This is a genomic window from Phytohabitans maris (assembly GCF_031085175.1).
Taxonomy (GTDB): domain Bacteria; phylum Actinomycetota; class Actinomycetes; order Mycobacteriales; family Micromonosporaceae; genus Phytohabitans; species Phytohabitans maris.
The window spans coordinates 1-18,205 of sequence record NZ_JAVHUY010000063.1 but is presented as its reverse complement, the minus strand read 5'-3'; the positions used below and the strand labels follow the sequence as shown (position 1 = coordinate 18,205).

14 protein-coding genes are annotated in these 18,205 nt (G+C 71.9%); 5 read left to right on the top strand and 9 right to left on the bottom strand.

Going from position 1 to position 18,205, the window contains the following annotated elements:
* Nucleotides 1-20: 20 nt before the first annotated feature.
* Nucleotides 21-1,862: a gamma-glutamyltransferase family protein gene (locus tag RB614_RS40635; protein ID WP_308718061.1), complete on the bottom strand. Its 1,842-nt coding sequence runs from the start codon at nt 1,860-1,862 to the stop codon at nt 21-23.
* A gap of 616 nt (nt 1,863-2,478) precedes the next feature.
* Nucleotides 2,479-3,192 carry an SDR family oxidoreductase gene (locus RB614_RS40630; protein ID WP_308718093.1) on the bottom strand — a complete coding sequence of 238 codons (714 nt, stop codon included), beginning with the start codon at nt 3,190-3,192 and terminating at the stop codon, nt 2,479-2,481.
* A gap of 128 nt (nt 3,193-3,320) precedes the next feature.
* Between RB614_RS40630 and RB614_RS40625 the strand changes: the two genes are divergently transcribed.
* From RB614_RS40625 to RB614_RS40605, 5 genes are all read left to right on the top strand, one after another.
* Complete coding sequence (locus tag RB614_RS40625) at nt 3,321-3,668, top strand: MerR family transcriptional regulator (protein WP_308718060.1); 348 nt, start codon at nt 3,321-3,323, stop codon at nt 3,666-3,668.
* Nucleotides 3,669-3,983: 315 nt separating this feature from the next.
* Nucleotides 3,984-4,850, top strand: coding sequence for a branched-chain amino acid ABC transporter permease (locus RB614_RS40620; protein WP_308718059.1), 867 nt, complete (start codon nt 3,984-3,986; stop codon nt 4,848-4,850).
* Nucleotides 4,850-6,628 carry a branched-chain amino acid ABC transporter ATP-binding protein/permease gene (locus tag RB614_RS40615; protein WP_308718058.1) on the top strand — a complete coding sequence of 593 codons (1,779 nt, stop codon included), beginning with the start codon at nt 4,850-4,852 and terminating at the stop codon, nt 6,626-6,628. The genes RB614_RS40620 and RB614_RS40615 overlap by 1 nt, the downstream gene beginning before the upstream one ends.
* A 161-nt stretch (nt 6,629-6,789) precedes the next feature.
* Nucleotides 6,790-7,551 (top strand): ABC transporter ATP-binding protein, encoded by a 762-nt coding sequence (locus RB614_RS40610; protein WP_308718057.1) that lies wholly within the window; start codon nt 6,790-6,792, stop codon nt 7,549-7,551.
* Between the two features lie 22 nt (nt 7,552-7,573).
* Nucleotides 7,574-8,752: an ABC transporter substrate-binding protein gene (locus tag RB614_RS40605; RefSeq protein WP_308718056.1), complete on the top strand. Its 1,179-nt coding sequence runs from the start codon at nt 7,574-7,576 to the stop codon at nt 8,750-8,752.
* Between the two features lie 52 nt (nt 8,753-8,804).
* Here RB614_RS40605 and RB614_RS40600 read toward each other — a convergent pair whose 3' ends face one another.
* The 7 genes from RB614_RS40600 to RB614_RS40570 form a co-directional block, all read right to left on the bottom strand.
* Nucleotides 8,805-9,155: a hypothetical protein gene (locus RB614_RS40600; RefSeq protein ID WP_308718055.1), complete on the bottom strand. Its 351-nt coding sequence runs from the start codon at nt 9,153-9,155 to the stop codon at nt 8,805-8,807.
* Entirely contained in the window at nt 9,152-10,108 is a 957-nt protein-coding gene (locus RB614_RS40595; RefSeq protein ID WP_308718054.1) for a hypothetical protein, read from the bottom strand. The genes RB614_RS40600 and RB614_RS40595 overlap by 4 nt, the downstream gene beginning before the upstream one ends.
* A gap of 58 nt (nt 10,109-10,166) precedes the next feature.
* Entirely contained in the window at nt 10,167-13,328 is a 3,162-nt protein-coding gene (locus RB614_RS40590) for an ATP-binding protein (RefSeq protein WP_308718053.1), read from the bottom strand.
* A gap of 76 nt (nt 13,329-13,404) precedes the next feature.
* Complete coding sequence (locus tag RB614_RS40585; protein ID WP_308718052.1) at nt 13,405-13,725, bottom strand: ArsR/SmtB family transcription factor; 321 nt, start codon at nt 13,723-13,725, stop codon at nt 13,405-13,407.
* 84 nt (nt 13,726-13,809) lie between these two features.
* Nucleotides 13,810-15,033 (bottom strand): acyl-CoA dehydrogenase family protein, encoded by a 1,224-nt coding sequence (locus tag RB614_RS40580; protein WP_308718051.1) that lies wholly within the window; start codon nt 15,031-15,033, stop codon nt 13,810-13,812.
* 11 nt (nt 15,034-15,044) lie between these two features.
* Nucleotides 15,045-16,139: an acyl-CoA dehydrogenase family protein gene (locus RB614_RS40575; protein ID WP_308718050.1), complete on the bottom strand. Its 1,095-nt coding sequence runs from the start codon at nt 16,137-16,139 to the stop codon at nt 15,045-15,047.
* The coding region (locus RB614_RS40570) for a (Fe-S)-binding protein (RefSeq protein ID WP_308718049.1) at nt 16,139-18,205 on the bottom strand (2,067 nt) is incomplete at its 5' end. The genes RB614_RS40575 and RB614_RS40570, both read right to left, overlap by 1 nt.

The following is an 18,205-nucleotide window of genomic DNA, read 5'->3' as shown; positions in this document are numbered from 1 at the left end:
CGCCCCGACTCCGAAAGCCCTCAGTAGCCGACGGCGGCGCCGTCGCGGCGTGGATCGGCGGCGCCGTACAGCAGGCCGCGACCGTCGACGTCGACGGCGGTCAGCCCGCTGCGCAGCTCGACCACGCGCGCGCACGGATGCCGCAGTTCACGGAGCCTGTCGAGCAACCCGGCGGCCGCGGTGCCTTCCTCGAGTTCCGACCGCGGGCCGATGACACCGCCGCAGTCGCTCGCGATCTCCTGACCGCTCCAGTGCCCCTGGTTGATCGCGGTCTGCGGGTCGAGGCCGTCGACCAGTACGCCGAGCGTGGCCTGGGTGATGTAGTCGGGGATGGCGCTGCCGCCGGCCGCACCGACGACCAGGTCGAGACGGCCGGCATGGTCGAGGACGACCGTGGGCGCTATCGAGGTCCGCGGGCGTTTGCCTGGCTCCATCCCGTTCACCCGCTGCCCGGGCGAGATCGAGTCGGGCCGGGTGAAGTTCTCCTGCACGTTGTTGAGCGCGATGCCGCGCGCCTCGATCTGCGCGCCGAACGACGAGTTGATCGTCGTGGTCATGGACAGCGCGTTGCCGGCCCGGTCGACGATGCTGACATTGCTCGTGGTGCCCTCGTCGCCGCCCGGCCGGCCCGGGGCGACCTCCCGCACCGCGGTGGTCGGTGACAGCAACGCGAACCGGCTGTCCAGGTACTCGCCGGCCAGCAGACCGGCGACCGGGACGGGGTCGAAGTCCGGGTCGCCGACGTACTGGCGCCGATCGAACTGGGCCAGCCGGCTGGCCTCGATGGAATAGTGGGTGCGAAGCAGGGAGTCCGGCGCCATCGCCGCCACGTCCGCCCGCTCCAGCAACCCGAGCTGCTGCAGCACGCTCAGCCCGCCGAACGAAGGCGGTGCCGCGGTGCACACCTGGCGGTCGAGCACCCACCGGCACAGCGGTTCCCGGCCGACCGCCCGGTATCCGCCGAGATCCGCGACCGTCATCAGGCTCGGAATGACCGCTGGGCCGCTCTCGTCGGCGGCGAGCTTGAACGGCCCCCGCGCGGCCCGCTCGACGATGGCCGGCGCGACCCTCCCCGCCGGATCGTAGAACGCGGCGGCGCCACCGTCGCGGACCTCGCGCAGCACCGCGGCGAGGTCGGTGTTGCGAACCGTTTCGCCGACCGGTATCGGTGCTCCGTCCCGGCAGTACCGGGCGGCCAGATCGGGATAGTCGCAGCGCGGCACGCCGCCGGCCGGTGCGCTCATGGTGTCGTGCAGGTACCGCGGCATCGCGAAGCCGTTCTCGGCCAGGTCGACCGCGGCGTCGAACAGGCCGCTCCAGGGTGCGTGGCCGCGCCGTTGGTGGATCTGGTCCAGCACCGCGACGGTGCCCGGCACCCCCACCGCCCGGCCGGAGTAGGTGGCCGCGGCGCCGAAGCTGTCGACCCCCAGCGACTCCATCTCCGCGGCGGTGGGCGTCCGCAACCCTTCGGTCACCGCCGCGGGTGCCGCGGCCAGGCCGTCGTAGAACTCGACCCGTCCCGAGCGCCGGTCGTAATAGGTGATCAGCGTTCCACCGCCCAGCCCGGACGACTGCGGCTCGACGACGGCCAGCACCATCTGCACCGCGATCGCCGCGTCGGCCGCCATCCCACCGCCGGCGAGCACCCGGCAACCCGCCGCCGCGGCCAGCGGATGTGCGGCGGCGACCATCAACCGCCGGCCGCGCGCGGGCGCGGTCCGGTCCTCATTGGAGCGATGCTCGCAGGCCCGCGACCGCGCGGCGTCCGCGGTCGCCGGCGCGGCAGCCGGCCCGACGCCAGCCAACGACCCGCTCATCACGACCACGGCCGCCGCCGCCAGGCGCCGGCCCCGACCCACCATTTTCACATCCATTGATACGTGTACGGCCCGAACCGCGCCCGAGTTCAAACCCGCCGTCCGCACTCGGTGGAGAGTCGGCGCAACGGCCGGAGGCCAGCCACGGGTACCGTTCGGCTGTGGTTGTGATCGACCTGGATCCTCCTTCCACGGAGTCAGCCAATCGCCGAGCGGGACGTGCACCGCGTGCGGTAGCGGTGATCGTCACGGTGAGCATGGCTGTCCTCATCGGAGAGCCGGTCGCTGCGCTACCTCCGGACCCGGTGCCGGCGTGTCCGTCATCGCCACCGCGAGCAGACGCCTTTCCGCCGCCGCTCGGCACTGGGCGATCGGTCATTCTCGACGCCGAGACGGGCGAGATTCTGGCAGAGGCGCGGGCATGGTCGGCGTGCCCTGGCAATGACTGACCCGCGCGAAGCAAGCCCAGCACGAGCAGTCCACGTGAGGTCTTCCTCCGCCTGGTGAACGGCGTCTGCGAAGGTCCGTCTTCGTCATGCGCGTCCGCGACGGCCTCATCGTCGAGTCCCGCGACTACTTCGATCCGATACCGGACGCGGACCTACCCGGGGAGCTGGTTTGCGCGTCCGTTCCGAACTGGACGCCGGCGCGGCGGTCGCCGTCAGACGGCGCCGGCGCGGATCTCGGCGTAGAGGCGGGCGGGGTCGTCGGCCAGGGACCGCTTGACGTGCGCGCTCCAGTCGTCGGCGAGCACCTCGATGGCGCCGGCCGCGATTCCGTCGAGGCCGGCGCGGACGGCGTCGGCGGGATCGCCCTTGGGTCCGTCGTAGGCGGCGCTGAAATCGGTGTCCACCGCGCCCAGATGCAGTCCGGTCACGAGCGTGCCCTGCTCGGCGAGTTCCATCCGGACCGCGTTGGTCAGCGCCCACTGGGCCGCCTTGGCGGCGTGGTAGCCGTTCGTGCTCGGGTAGGCGAACCAGGACTGCGCGGACAGGACGTTCAGGATCGCCCCGCCTCCGTTGGCCGCGAGCACCGGGGCGAACGCGCGCACCATGGCCAGGTTCCCCCAGAAGTTGGTCTCCATCTCGGCCCGGATGGCGTCCAGGGTGCCGGTCACCAGGTTGGTCCAATGGCTGATCCCGGCGTTGTTGACCAGCAGCGTCACGTCGCCGGCCGCGGCGGCTGCGGCTCGGATGGTTGCCTCGTCGGTGACATCCAGGCGCAGCGGCACGACGCCGGCCAGGTCGACGCTTTCCGGGCGGCGGGCGGTCGCGTACACCCGGGCCGCGCCGCGTTCGACGAGCTGCTGGGCGAAGTGCCGGCCCAGGCCGCGGTTGGCGCCGGTCACGAGCGCGACCGCACCCTCGATCGGCAGGCCGCGGGCGGCCTCGGCGTACTGTTCGGCGTTCGCTTCCGGGTTCGTTATGCTCATGCCCGAACGGTAGAACCTACCGTTGACGTCAGAGTCAAGTACCGTGACCGCGATTACACCGGAGGGTTGCCGTGCGGATCGGCGAGGCCGCCAAGCGCGCCGGGGTGAGCGTGCGCGCGCTGCGCTACTACGAGGAGCAGGGCCTGCTCACCTCCGAGCGCAGCCGCGGCGGTCAGCGCGAGTACGACGAGGCGGCCGTCGACCGGGTCCGCTTCTTCCAGCAGCTCTACGCCGCCGGCCTGCCCAGCCGCCGCATCGCCGAGCTCCTCCCGTGCGTCGACACCGGCACCACCACCGGCGAGCAGCGGGCCATGCTCACGGCCGAGCGGGCCCGCATCCAGCAGCGGGTCGACGAGCTGAACGCCGCCCTCGCCCGGCTCGACGAGCTCATCGCCGCCGCCGAGGCCCGCCGCGCCTGACGACGCCCGGCGCTTCACCGCCGGGTAGGTCCCACGACCGGGGATCGGGGGCGTCGGGCTGCCCCGGTCCCGTTGACTACGCCGTACGCCGAGGTTACGGTTTGAGAATTCTCGAAACATCCACGGATCGGCGGGGACGTGATGCGACTGGGACGAGGCCGGCGCAGCTGACAACATAGTTCCAAAATTCTCTACACATTTAACGATCTCGCCACTACAGTGTGACGTCAACGATGTCGGCGGTGATCACCCGGACACCGGCCCCGAAGCGGCCGAACCGACCAGCAAGTGGCCCTTGGCGTCAGGAGGAAAGGCATGCTGCAGGCCACCATCAACGGCATTGTGCTCGGCGGCGCGTACGCGCTGGTTTCCATCGGCTTCATCGTCCTGTTCAACAACACCCGGTTCTTCAACTTCGCGCACGGCGACTTCCTGACGATCGGGGCCTACCTCGGCTACACGTTCACGATGCTGTGGCACCTGCCCTGGTACCTCGGCCTGCTCCTGGTCGCCGTCGCGATGGCCGTCATCGGCCTCGGCACCGAACTGCTGACCAGACCCGCAGTCCGCCGCCGGGCCCTGCTGGTCGGCGCGATCGCCACGCTCGGGCTCGGCCTCGTGGTCCGGGCGGTCATCCAGCTCGTCTGGGGACCGCAGGACAAGAACATGGACGTGCTCGTCAAGCGCCCGGCCATCCACGTCTTCGGCGCCGCGCTCGACTACCAGCAGCTCATCATCCTGGTGGTCACCGTCGTCGTGGTCCTCGGGCTGTGGCTGCTTTACCGGTACACCTTCGTGGGTCTGGTCCTGCGCGCGACGGCCGACGACCCGACGGCGGCCCAGATCATGGGGGTCAACACCGCCCGCGTGGTGAAGGCGTCCTTCGCCGGGTCGGCCGTGCTGGCCGGCGTCGCCGGCGCTCTGCTCGCGCCGTCGTTCTTCGTCTCGCTGCTACTCGGGTACGTCATCGTCTTCAAGGCCATGGTCGGCACGATGGTCGGCGGCTTCGGCAGCCTCGTCGGCGCCGTGGTGGGCAGCCTCGTCGTGGGCGTGCTGGAGGTCAACGCGGCGTACCTGATCGACCCGGACTACCGCAACATCGCGGTGTACGGCCTGGTGATCCTCCTGTTCATCGTGCGGCCCGCGGGGCTGTTCGGGACCCGACTGGTGGAGAAGGTCTGATGACGTACCGGCTGCTGCACAACCCGTTCGCCGCACCCCTCGCGGTCGGCGTGGTCGCGCTGGTCGCGGTCGCCGCGCTCACCGGCGACCAGCGCTGGCTCGCGGCCGTCGGCCTGATGGCCACGTACGCGCTCTGCACCGTGGGACTCAACTTCGCCCAGGGCGCGTCGGGCATGTTCACGATGGGCCACGCCGCCTTCATGGGCGTCGGCGCCTACGCGACCGCCTATCTCACGACCGCGCGCGAGATGGCGCCGCTGACCGCGATGGCGGTCGGCGCGGCCATCTCGGCGGCGGTCGGGGCGCTTTTCGCGCTGCTGACCCTCCGGGTCAGCGAGATATACCTGGCGATCGCCACGCTCGCGCTGGTGCAGATCTTCGGCGGGCTGCTGCTCGCGTACCCCGGCATCACCAACGGGGTGGACGGCATCGCGGCGATCCCGTCGTTCGGCGTGGGCGGCTTCGAGGCCGACACGGTCGCCAAGAACACGATCGTCAACATCCTCGTCCTCGTCGCGCTCGCGGTCGTGGCCTCAGCGATCCTGCGCGGCAAGCGCGGCCGCGAGTTCCGGGCGATCCGCGAGGACCACCTGGCCGCGCTGGGCAGCGGCGTCAAGGTGAACGGCGCGCTCAACCTCGCCTTCGTCCTCCAGGCGGTCTTCGCCTCGGTGGCCGGCAGCCTGTTCGCGCACACGCTCGCGTTCATCGACCCGACCGCGTTCGCGCTCGACCTCGCGGTGGTCACCATCGCGATGCTGGTGATCGGCGGGTCGGGCAGCGTGATCGGGGCGATCGTCGGCGCCGCGCTGCTGCAGACCGCCAACGAGTACCTGACCGAGTACCACGCGTACAGCCAGCTGATGTTCGGCCTGGTGATCGTCTTCGGTGCGCTGGTGAGCCCGGTCGGCATCGTCGGCGGCCTGCGCCCCCTCGCGGGCCGGGTGCCCGCGCTCAAGCACCTCGTCGAGCCGATCCCACCGCGCACGCCGGCGCCGCGCGAGCCACGCCCGGTGGACCCGTCGGCCAACGGGCACGCGCCGGCCGGAAGCCTCGCCGCCACGGGCGTCGTCAAGTCGTTCGGCGGCGTGCGCGCGCTGCGCGGCGTCGACCTCACGATCGAGGCCGGCCAGATCCACGCGCTCATCGGCCCGAACGGCTCCGGCAAGTCCACGTTCATCAACGTGCTCTCCGGTGTGTACACAGCGGACAGTGGCGCCATCACGCTCGACGGCCGGCGGATCGACCGCCTCGGGCCGGCGCAGCGGGCCACCTCCGGCACCGCCCGCACCTACCAGAACGGGCGGCTCTTCGCCGACCTCCCGGTCTACGAGAACGTCCAGGTGACCGCCGACCACCGCAGCCGCACGCCGGGCGCGCTGGGACGCGCGTTCCCGGACGTACGCGGCAAGGCGTGGGTGGAGCTGGTCGTCGACGTGGTCGGCATCGGCCCGTTCGAGGCGGTGCCGGCCAAGTCGCTCGGCTTCGGCAACCAGCGCCGCGCCGAGCTGGCCCGCGCGCTCGCGCTCGACCCGCGCTTCCTGCTGCTGGACGAGCCGGCCGCCGGGCTGACCGCGATCGAGCAGGACGCGCTCGTCGACCTGCTGCGCCGGCTCGCCGGCCTCGGCATGGGCATCCTCCTGGTCGAGCACTCCATGAACGTGGTCATGGGCGTCGCCGACCGGGTCACCGTCCTCGACTTCGGCGCGGTCATCGGGCACGGCGCCCCGGCCGACGTACGCGAGGACAAGGCCGTCATCGACGCGTACCTGGGGGTCTGACATGAGTGAGCGTAGCGAGCGAATCATTGGGTGCGGTGCGTTGGGAGTCTCGTGGCCGCCCGGAGCGAGGCGAGGACGGCCATGAGTGAGCGTAGCGAGCGAATCATAGGGCGCTGTGCGTTGGGAGTCTCGTGGCCGCCCGGAGCGAAGCGAGGACGGCCATGAGTGATCTTCGTCTGGGCTCACCTGCCACCGTCGCGAAGGATTCCACAGTGGACCAACTGCTCCGGCTCGAAGGCGTCCGGGTCACCTACGGCGGGCTCGTCGCCGTCCAGGGCGTCGACCTGAGCGTCGGCTCAGGTGAGTGCGTCGTCGTGCTCGGCCCGAACGGTGCCGGCAAGACAAGTCTCATGGGGACGATCGCCGGCACCGTCAAGCCGGCCGCCGGCGACGTGTACTTCCGCGGCCGGTCGCTGCGCAAGCGCCGTACCGAGCAGCGGGTCGCCGGCGGCATCACGCTGGTGCCCGAGGGGCGGCGCCTGTTCAAGGACCTCACCGTCGTGGAAAACCTCACGCTGGCCCGGGCGGCCGGGCGCACCACGGACTTCCGGGCCCGGACGGACCAGGTGCTGGAGACGTTCCCGGTGCTGCGCGCCCGGGCGGGCCACAAGGCGCGCCTGCTCTCCGGCGGCGAGCAGCAGATGCTGGCGATCGCCCGGGCGCTGCTCACCGAGCCGGAGCTGCTGATCCTGGACGAGCCGTCGATCGGGCTCGCGCCGAAGGTGGTGCACGAGGTGTACCAGCGGCTGTCGGCCGTGCGGAGCCAGGGGATCACTTTGCTGATCGTCGAGCAGAACATCTCCGCCCTGGACATCGCCAGCGAGGTGCACGTGCTGCGCAACGGTCGGGTCGTGGCCAGCGGCCCGCCGGAACAGTTCCGCGACGCGGACGTGGTCGCCGAGGCGTACCTCGGCACCGACTGACTACTCCATTAAGGACAGTGCTATGAGACGATGGTTCCACGCCGGGGTGGCGGGTCTGCTGCTCGCCGCCGGACCGCTGGCCGCCTGCGGTGGGGAGAGCGACGCCGCCTCCGGCGACGGCGGCGACATCACGATCGGCATCGCCGCCGCGCTGACCGGCCCGCTCGCCAACGACAGCATCCAGAAAAGCATCGAGTACGCCATCAAACAGGTCAACGACAAGGGTGGCGTGCTCGGCGGCCGCAAGCTCAAGGCCGAGGTCGTCGACATCGGCGCCACGGCGGCCACGGCGCAGGCGGCGGCCCGCAAGTTCACCCAGGCCGACGTGCCGTTCGTCGTGGGCTACTCGATCACCCAGCAGAACCTGGCCGCCTCGCCGGTCTTCCTGAAGGCCAAGACGATCAGCATGATCGGCACGGCCAGCACGGCGAACAACCTCGACAAGACGAAGAACCCGTACACGTTCAGCTTCAACATCCCCGACGACGAGACGGCCGAGCACCAGGTGCAGTACGCGCTGCAGGACCTGCGGGCCGAGAAGGTGGCGCTGCTGCTCGACTCGACCGCGTTCGGCAAGGGGTACGGCGACCTGGTAACCCCGCTGCTCCAGCAGGGCGGCGCACAGATCGTGGAGACCCAGTACATCAACGCCACCGACAACGACGTCTCCGCGCAGGTCACGAAGATCCTGGCGGGCAAGCCGGACGTGCTTATGGTGGCACTGCTCAACGCGCAGACCGGAAAGCTGATGTACTCGGAGATCGCCAAGCAGACCAGCACCCCGCCGAAGGTCATCGGCGCGGCGGCGCTCACCGGGGCGTTCGGCTCCACGATCCCGTGGGACATGGCGCAGGGCACGTACGTGACCATCATGACCGAGAGCGTGTGGGACCCGACCGTGCGTACGCCCGAGCAGAAGGCCTGGTACGAGGCGGTGACCGGGGCGGTCAAGCCGGCCGACAACACAGCCGAGATGCACGACGCGGTGCTCGCGGTCGCGTCCGCGATCGACAGCACGAAGTCGACGGACCCGGACGACGTGTCGGACTACCTGAAGGCGCTGAAGGGCTTCACCGGCTTCAACGGCATCAAGACGCTGGTCGGCTCGTACGAGTGCGACGCACAGCACCAGTGCCTGCACCAGCAGTACGTCGGCCAGGTCGACGGCGAACAGATCAAGGTGGTCAAGAAGTTCGAGTAGCGGCGGGGCGTCGCGATCCAGGGGGAGCCGTGGCTTCCCCTGGATCCGTTGCTCAGGCGCGGCGCCAGAAGAGGGCGCGCAGGTACGCGCTGTCGCCCGGGTCGCCGGTCACGCAGTAGGTCACGGTTACCACGTTGCGGCACCAGCTCATCCGGTCGCGGGCCCGCTCCGGGTCCGCGCCGTACCGTTCGGCCAGGTCGCACGCGCAGGTCCGCTGGTCGCCGTCGCAGCGGTGCACCACCTCGCCGATGGCCGCCCGCACCTGTTCGGCGGTCGGCTGGTCCGACGGTTGCAGCGCCGCGCAGAACAGCGCCTCGGCAAGCGCGGCCAGCGCGGCCGCGTCGCCCCGTTCGGCGGCGGTCGTCAGCGAGCGCAGGCGGGCGGCCCCCGGGGAGGAGGTCATTCCGGGCGCCGGCGGCGCAGCGGGACGACGTTGTCGGAGTCCACTGTGGAGGGGCGGGCGAGGCGGCCGGCGAGGGCGTCGCGGACCAGCGCTTCGGCGACCCGGCCGGCGGCGCGCGAGTCGCGGTCGTACCGTCCGGTGCGCGCGGCCACGTACTCGAACGGCGTGCCGGCGCTGACCCGGACGCCGCCGGGCGGGACCAGGTAGGCCCCCTCGTGCCCGGGCAGCGTGACCGCCCGGTACCGGCGGCCGGTGAGCAGCGCCTGCGCGGTGACCGTGCGGAGGTCGCGGCCACGGCTGAGCACGACGCCGCGCACCCGGTCGCGGCCGAGCACCTGCACCGGCGTCCAGCCGAAGTCGACGTGCAGCCACACCGCGTCCGGCGAGCCGAACCGTTCGCCCAGCTCGTCGAGGACGGCCGGGCCGAGGCCACCGGACCGGGACGGCTCGACCACCGCGTTCACGTCCTCGTCGAGCAGCGACTCCAGCGCGGCGGCGGTCGGCCGGCGGCGCGGCGCCGCCTCGTCCAGCAGCAGGTGGACGTCCCGCAGGGGCGTACCGCGCGCACGCCGGACCAGCGCCACCGCCGCGGCCGCCGAACCCACCACCACCGCCGCGGTCGCGTCCGGCGCCGCGGGGAGCCGGCGGGCATCCCCGACCAGCAGCGTGGCATCCGGATCGGGCACGGCGTCGGCGAAGATCCCGCGCGGGTACGCGATCTCGACCCGCGGGTCGGCCAGCACCCGCCGCACGACCGCGTCCTCGGGGGCGGGCGCGGAGCCGGCGGGGCGCAGTGCGGGCCGGCCGGGCTCGCGCACGGTGACCCGTACCGGGATGTCTTTCTGGTTGAGCAGGGCGTCGGCCACGAGCATCTGCATCGCGCCGACACCGGTGACGGCGAAGCGCCACGAGAAGGCCGGGACAGGGACGGAGCGGGGGAGCGGCTGTGCCATGGTCGCCTCCGGTTAACACTTGCGTAACACTGAGGCGTTCAATCGATGGCGCCGCCGTTCACCGGCGGCTGAACACCGCCGCGCGGTCCTGCCACACCACCCGCTGGCCGCCGGGCGGCTGGTAGACGCAGTACGTTCCGGTGTGTACCGCCGTGTCGAGGTGCGCGCCCAGCGGCGGCAGCGCCTCGCCGATCCGGGCGATGGTGGCCCGGATCGCGCGGGTGACGTTGAGGCGGGCCTTCTCCGCCGCGGAGGCCGTCCGCCGGTCGCGGCCACCCAGCCCCACCGCCCGGGCCAGCTCCGCCGCGATCGCGTCGATCTCGGCGGTCACCGCCGCCGCGGTGCCCTCGTCGCCGATCGCCTCCGCGTCCTCCAACCGCTCCCGCAGGTCGGTCAGGCGCCGCTTGTACGCCGCCTTGGCCTGGCTGTCGAGGACCGGGCCCGCGTCACCCAGCCGCCGCCGCTCGGCGCCGGCGCCGCCCTCCAGGACCGTGACGAGATCGAGTACGTGCCGTTCGACGCCCGGCCGCCGGACCAGCTCCTCGAGGTACCGCAGTCCCTTGCTGTCCTTGAGCCGCGCGGTCGCCGCGCCGCAGCCGATCGTCCAGTAGTCGTCCTCGCGTTCCAGGGACGCCCGCAACACCGCCGGCGGCGCGGGCGGGTCGGTGAGCCGCGCGCGGGCCGCGCGCACCCGGTCGAGCCAGGCCGGCGCGCCCATCCGGCGGCACACCTCCTCGGCCTGCGCGAGGTAGGCGACCGCCGCCTCCCGGTCGTCGAGGCCGGCGGCGAGCTGGCCGAGGGTGAGCGCGACCGGGCCGAGCGCCGCCCAGCCGTCGCCGGCGACCGAGACCCGGTCCGCGTACGGCCGCAGCACTCCGAAGACCGTGCGGGCCGCGGCCAGGTCGCCGAGGCGGAGCGCGGCCTCGGCCAGCCGCACGGCCGAGCTGAGCTGGGCCCGCCGGTTGCGGTACGTGGAGAGCACCTCCAGCCCGCGCCGCAGCGCCGGCCGGGCCTCGTCGTACCGGCCGGCGAGCGTGAGCATCAACGCCGCCACCGACCAGGCCGAGTGCCCGAACTCCAGGGCCAGCTGGCGGGACCGGTCGGCGAGGTCGGCGAGGTCGAGCCCCGGGTCGTCGAGGGCGAGCGCCGACAGGATGTGCGCCGGGGCGGCCGGCGACTCGATGGTGGGCGCGCGTTCGCCCAGCTCGATGGCCTCGTCGGCGAGTGCCCGCACCCGCTCGTGGTCGCCGGTGATGGTCGCCATCGTGGCCTCGCTGGTCAGCCGGCGCAGCGTCCAGCGCGGGGTGCGCAGCCGGTTGGCCGCCGCGACGATGCGGGTCAGCAGCGCGTCCGCGGTCGTCCGGTCGCCGACCTCCAGGGCGAGGCCGAAGGCGTTGAGCCGCGCGTGCATCAGCATCTCGTCGTCGCCGCGGCGGCGGGCGATGGCGGCCAGCTCGGCGACGATCTCGTTGCGCTCGTCGAGGGCGGCCGGTGCCCAGATCACGTGCAGCTGGGCCAGCAGCGCGCGGCTGAGCGCCAGGTCGTCGCCGGAGGCGCGGGCGCTGGCGACCGCCTGCCGGGACGCCTCGACCGCCCGCTCGAACCCGTCGTCGAAGACCGCGACCACCTCGGCCAGCTCGGCGAGGACCGCGGAGCGCAGCCCCCGCTCGGCCGCCGGCAGCCGGTCCAGGGCGCCGGTGAGCAGGGCGACGAGGTCCGGGCGTTCGTGCCAGCCGTTGGTGCCGTCGACGCAGCAGCCGAGGACCGCGCGGGCGTACAGCCGCGCGGAGCCGATCCGGTCGGCCACCTCCAGCGCCGACCGGTACGTGCGGGCGGCCGGGCCGGTCCCCTCCACCCGCACCTGGACGTCGGCGACCTCCAGCAACGCCTCGGCGAGGCGCTCGGGCGGGGTACCCGGGTCGCGTTCCAGGAAGCGGCGCACGTGCAGCAGGTGGCGCAGCGCGTCCTCGTACGCGTACGACGACAGGGCCTGGGCCGCCGCCGCCCGGCTGTACCGGATCGCCGGCCCCACGTCACCGGCGGCGGCCGCCTCCACGTAGTGGCCGGCGAGGCGGGACAGGTAGGGGCCGGGGTCGGCCAGCCGCAGCCGTTCGAGCGCCTGGGCGGCGTGCAGGTGCAGGGTGGTCCGGCTGCCGGCCGGCATCTCCTGCAGGATCACCTGCCGCATCAGGCCGTGGGTGAACGCGAGCCGCCCGCGTACCCCCGGGTCGGGCTCCAGGATCCGCGCCGCGATCGGCCCGTCGAGCGTGTCGACCAGCTCCGGCGGGGTCAGGTCGCACATCGCGGCCAGTTCCTGGACGTCGAACGCGGCACCCATCACCGCCGCGGCGCCGAGCACGGCGCGGGTCGGTGGCGCGAACCGGGCGAGCCGCCGAAGCACGACCTCGCGCAGGTTTCCCGGTACGCGGCTGGCCTGCCCTTCGGTCGCGATCAGCCGGGCGACCTGGCGGGCGAAGAGCGGGTTGCCGCCGCTGTCCTGGAAGACCTCCCGCGCGACCCCCGCCGCGTCCGGCCCCGGCAGCATCGCCTGGATCAGCGCGGCGATCTCGTCGCGGGAGAGGCCGTGCAGCTCGACCGAGCCGGCGAGCCGGGCCAGGTCGCCGTACGCGCCGGCCCACGCGCCGTCCGGGCTGAGGTCGACGTCACGGTGCGTACCGACGACCATCAGCCGGGCGCCGCGGATCTGGCGGGCCAGGAACGCGAGGCAGCGCAGCGAGGAGCGGTCGGCCACGTGCAGGTCGTCCAGGACCAGCAGCCGCGGCCGCGCCCGGCTGGCCAGCAGCAGTACCCGGGTGATCGCGTCGTAGAGCACGAACTGCGCGTGCGCGTCGGCGGTGCCACCCTCGGCCCGCCGCGACGGCGGCACGTGCTCGGGCACCAGCAGGCCCAGCTCCCCGTACGCCGGGCCGAGCTCCTGCCGCACCTCGGCCGCGGGCAGCGTGGCGAGCACGCCGCGCAGCACCTGGATCCACACCCAGAACGGCGGCTGCTCGTCGCCGTCGAGGCTGGTGCCCCAGTGGACGGCGAAGCCGCCGGCCCGGCAGGCGGTGGCGACCCGCTCGGCGAGGGCGCTCTTGCCGACGCCCGGCTCGCCGCGGACGAGCACGAACTCGCCGTGCCCCGCCTCGGTGCGGCCGGCGAGCGCCAGCAGGTCGGTGAGCTCCCGCTCCCGGCCTACGAACGCGGCCTCATCCGTCATCGTTGATCACGTTAGTGCGCCGCGACCGCGAGGTCACTCCGCGAAATGGCTGGTTAGGCGCTTTCCCGCCGGTGGGTCACGCGCTCTTGGCGCGCCGCTTCGCGACGATGCCGAGCTGCCGGTTGGTCTCCGCGATCACGTCACGGACGACGTCACGGCGCAGCCGGTAGTAGAAGTTGCGCCCTTCCTTGCGGACCTCGATGAGGCCCGCGTGGTAGAGCACCTTCACGTGGTACGAGATCGTGGGGCGGCTCAGGCCCACCAGCTCTTCGAGGTTGGCCGCCGGGTACTCGTCGTACTGCGACATCTCCACGACCATGGCCCACCGGATCGGGTCGGCGAAGGCCTTGAAGACCTCGGAGAGGTCGGTGGGCGGGTGGGCGACCTTCGGCGGCAAGGCGGGCTCCTGGCGATTATCAGATAGTTCGATAACCGTCACACACTAGCACGCCCTGCCGGCCGCGGAGGTTTCCCCGTCGTTTCACCCTGGCGTCTGGCTCTGCCGCACCTGGCTGAACGGCACCCCCTTGTCCGCCGCGAACTCCCGCGGCATGCCGAGCACCCGTTCGCTGATGATGTTTCGGGCCATCTCGCTGCTGCCGCCGCCGAGGCTGCCGCCCTGGCGCATCAGGTACCGCGCGCCGAGGTCGCCGGGCGCTCCCGCCGGCGGGATGACCGCGGCCGGGCCGGCGACCGCGAGCGCGATGTCGATCCGCCGCTCGTTGCTGGTCGCGCTGAACAGGCGGGGCAGCGACGCGGCCGGATCCGGCATCGCGCCGCCGCGGATGCCGGCCGACACCCGGTCGACGAGCTGACCCGCCACGGTACGCAGGATGTGCGACTCGGCGATCAGCTCGCGTACCCCCGGATCGTCCAGGCGGCCGCCGCGGCGGGCGAGCTCGACCAGGTCCGGCTCCGGCACCCGGGCGACCGCGTGGCCGCCACTCACGTACGGCGAGCCGCCACCCACCGCCGTGCGCTCGTGGAACAGCAGCCGGGAGGCGACCGCCCAGCCGCCGTTGACCTCGCCGAGCACGTCCGAGGCGGGGATCTGCACGTCGTCGAAGAACTCCTGGCAGAACTCGCTGTCGCCGTTGACCTGCTTGATCCGCCGTACCTCCACGCCGGGCTGGTGCACCTTGACGATGAACATGGTCAGCCCGCTGTGCTTCGGCGCCTCCCAGTCCGTGCGGGCCAGGCAGATGCCGTAGTCCGCGGCGTACGCGCCGGAGCTCCAGATCTTGGACCCGTTGAGCACCCACATGTCGCCGTCGCGAGTGGCCCGGGTGATCGCGCCGGCCAGGTCGGAGCCGCCGCGCGGTTCGGAGAGGAACTGGACGAGCACCTCGTCACCGCGGAGCACGGCGGGCAGGTGCTCGCGCTTCTGCTCCTCGGTGCCGAAGTCGAGGATGGCTGGGGCGCAGATGGAGAACGTCGGCACGTTGAGCAGCAGCGGCATCTCGTAGCCGGCCGACTCCTCGTTGAAGACCCGCTGGTGTGCCGGGGTCAGCCCCCGCCCGCCGTACTCCTTGGGGTAGGCGATGCCCGCGTACCCTCCATCGTGGAGGATGCGCTGCAACTCGCGGGCGCGCTGCCAGGCCTCGTCGTCGCTGCCGAGCCGCGCACCGCCGCCGTCCACTGTGGGCAGGTTGGCGGCCAGCCACTCGCGGGCCGCCAGGCGGTAGGACTCCAGGTCTTCGCTCATCTCGGGTCTCCTCACGCGGCTAGCAGGTCGGCGACGCGGCGGCGGTGGTCGCTCGGGGTGCCGTAGGTCAGCTGGTTGACGGTGACCCGGCGCAGGTACAGGTGGATGTCGTGCTCCCAGGTCACACCGATGCCGCCGTGCATCTGCACGCAGTCCTGGACGAGCGCGGCGGCCCGGTCGCCGACGTACGCCTTGGCCACGCTGGCCAGCTCGGCGGCGTGCGGCGAGCGCTCCTGCACCGCGCGGGCCGCGGCGGTGACCGTCGCGTGGCTGGCCTCCAGCCACATCTTCATGTCCGCGAAGCGGTGCTTGAGCGCCTGGTACGAGGCGAGTGGCCGGCCGAACGAGTACCGGTCGAAGGCCCACTGGGTGGTGAACTCGAAGACCCGGTCGATCGCGCCGGCCGTCTCCGCGGTCTGCAGCACCGTGGCGATCTGGCGCTGCCGGTCCACCGCCGCCGCGGCGTCGCGATCGCCGCCGACGAGAGTGTCCACATCGGCCCGTACCTCGTCGAGGCCGATGTCCGCGTGGCGGCGGACGAGGTCGAGGCTGTCGCGGCGGGTGGGGGTGAGCCCGGGCGCGGTGGCCGGCAGCAGGAACTGGCGCAGGCCGTCGCCGGTCCGTGCGGTGACCAGCAGGTGGTCGGCGTCGGCGCCGGCCTCGACCAGCTCGGCGGTGCCGTCGAGGGTGTAGCCACCGCCAGCGGGCGACGCGGTCACGCCGCTGCCGTCGTACCAGGCGGCGATCGCCTCGCCGGCCATCAGCGCTTCGAGCGCCTTGCCGTGCCCGCCGACGCCGGCGTCCACGATGGACGCGATGACCACGTTGACCGGTACGAGCGCGCCGGGGGAGACCAGGCGCCCCATCTCCTCGGCGACGAGCGCGAGGTCGAGCAGCCCCTGGCCGGAGAGGGTGCCGCCGCCGAGCTCCTCGGGTACGAGCATCGCGGTCCAGCCCATCTCGGCGCCCTGCCGCCACCAGGCGCGGTCGAACCCGGCCGGCTCGTCGGCCAGCTCGCGGACCTTGGTGAGCGGGCTTTCCCGTTCCAGGAACTGCCGGACGGTCCGCCGGAACATCTCCTGGTCCTTCGTGAGCTCCAGTTGCATCACGGCTGTCCTTTCTGGATGGTGCGCAGGAGTACCGAGGCGACGTCGACGACCTCGACGCCGGCGCCTTTGCCGGTGACGCCGTCGTTGATCATGGTGTGGCAGAAGGGGCAGCTGACGGCGATGGTGGTGGCGCCGGTGTGGAGGGCTTCGTCGACGCGTTCGGTGTTGATGCGTTTGCCGATGCGTTCTTCCATCCACATGCGGGCGCCGCCGGCGCCGCAGCAGAAGGAGCGTTCTTGGTTGCGGGGCATTTCGGTGATGCCGGTGGCGGTGGTGGTGGTGAGGAGTTGGCGGGGTGGGGTGAAGACGCGGTTGTGGCGGCCGAGGTAGCAGGGGTCGTGGTAGGTGATGGTGCCGGGTAGGGGTTGGACGGGGGTGAGTTTGCCGGTGGTGACCAGGTCGGCCAGGAGTTGGGTGTGGTGGACGACGTGGACGTTGGTGAGGCCGAGTTGGGGGTATTCGTTGGCGAGGGTGTTGAAGCAGTGTGGGCAGGAGGCGACGATCTTGGTGACGTTGGCTTCGGTGAGGGTTTCGACGTTTTGGGCGGCGAGCATTTGGAAGACGAACTCGTTGCCGAGGCGGCGGGCGGGGTCGCCGGTGCAGGTTTCGCCTTCGCCGAGGATGGCGAAGTCGACGCCGGCTTGGTGGAGCAGGGTGGCCACCGCGCGGGCGGTTTTCTTGGCTCGGTCTTCGAACGCGGCGGCGCAGCCGACCCAGTACAGGTATTCGAACTTCGTCTCCGCGTCGGCGCGTTTGATGTCGAAGTCGAGGGTTTTGGTCCAGTCTTCGCGGGTGTTGGGTGGGGCGCCCCAGGGGTTGCCTTTGTTTTCCAGGTTGCGGAGCATGACGCCGGCTTCGGACGGGAACGCGGATTCGATCAGGACCTGGTAGCGGCGCATGTCCACGATGTGGTCGACGTGTTCGATGTCGACCGGGCATTGTTCGACGCAGGCGCCGCAGGTGGTGCAGGACCACAACACGTCCGGGTCGATCACCCCTTGTTCGTCGGCGCCGCCGATCAGCGGCCGCTGCGCCTCGGCCAACGCCAGGGCGTCCACCGTCGAGTGGTCGCTGTTGGTGTCGGCGAGCAGGTAGGGGGCTTTGGCGTAGGCGTGGTCGCGTAGCGACAGGATCAACAGTTTCGGGGATAGCGGCTTGCCGGTGTTCCAGGCCGGGCATTGGGACTGGCAGCGGCCGCACTCGGTGCAGGTGGTGAAGTCCAGCAGCCCTTTCCAGCTGAACTGCTCGACGGCGGCGACCCCGAACTGGTCCTTGTCCGGGTCGGCTTCCTCGAAGTCCAGGAGTTTGCCGCCCGAGGTCATCGGTTTGACAGCGCCCAGCCCGGAGCCGGCCGGGCGGGCCGGGTCCCGTTTGAAGAAGATGTTGACGAACGCGGCGAACCGGTGCCACGCCACCCCCATGGTCAGGTTCGTGGCGATCGTGATCAGCCAGGTCATCGACACCACGATCTTCACCGCCGCCACGATCGACAGCCCAGCCTCGGAGGCGGGCAGCAGATCGCCGAGGGCGTGTGAGACCGGGGCGGCCCAGGCCGGCCAGGGCATGTGCCCGGTCGCGGTCTTGAACCCGCGGATCACGAACCCGCAGACCAGAACAGCGACGATCACCCACTCCACGAAGTAGCCCTGCCACATCGTCGACCCGGTAAACCGCGACCGCCCAGCCGGCCGGGTCGGCCGGTTCACCAACCGGATCGTGATCAACACCGCGATACCGGCCAGGCCGAACACCCCGATCACCTCGGTCGCCAGCCCGTAAACCGCCCACCCACCCACGATCGGCAGACCCGCGTGCGGGTCGACCACCTCGAAATACGCCTCGAGCACCAGCAGCGACAACACGATGAACGCGACCATCACAAACCAGTGCGCCGCCCCCACCACCGACCACTTCAACATCCGGGTATGCCCGAACGTCTCCGCCAACATCCGCCTCAACCGCACCGACTTACCAACAAACCGGGACGGATCAGGCTGACCCAACCGGATCACCGCCACCATCCGCCACACCGCACGCACAGCCAACACCACCGCAACCACGGT